The following is a 336-nucleotide window of genomic DNA, read 5'->3' as shown; positions in this document are numbered from 1 at the left end:
CCGCCGGCCTTGATGGTGCGGCATTTCCAATTGCCGGTCAGGTCCTTGTCGGAGAAAGCGACCAGCGGCTTGGCGAGCAGCGCATCGAGTTGCTTGACCTCGGCCGGATCGCCGGCCTTCGCTTCGTCGAGGGCAGCCTTTCGCGTCTCGCCATATTTGTCCAGCCGCGCCTTGTCGGCGGCGGTGATCAGCTTCTGCACCTCGCCATCGGCATGAGCGGGCAAAGTGAGGACGATGAGGCCGAGGGCAGCGAAAAGCAGGCGAGGGGTCATGAAATCCGTTTCCTCAATCAATGGCTGGAACAAAGTTCTTTCTGTCACTGGCGCACAACTGACC

Annotated in this window: 1 protein-coding gene; it reads right to left on the bottom strand. The window is 61.0% G+C overall.

Annotated features, from left to right (window positions below; translation table 11 throughout):
- Positions 1–272: DUF4893 domain-containing protein (locus tag EN818_RS31380; RefSeq protein ID WP_135906688.1), on the bottom strand; the 272-nt coding region annotated here is incomplete at its 3' end.
- Positions 273–336 lie beyond the last annotated feature (64 nt).

The organism is Mesorhizobium sp. M3A.F.Ca.ET.175.01.1.1 (genome assembly GCF_004791945.1).
GTDB lineage: Bacteria > Pseudomonadota > Alphaproteobacteria > Rhizobiales > Rhizobiaceae > Mesorhizobium.
This window is presented reverse-complemented; position numbering and strand designations above follow the sequence as displayed.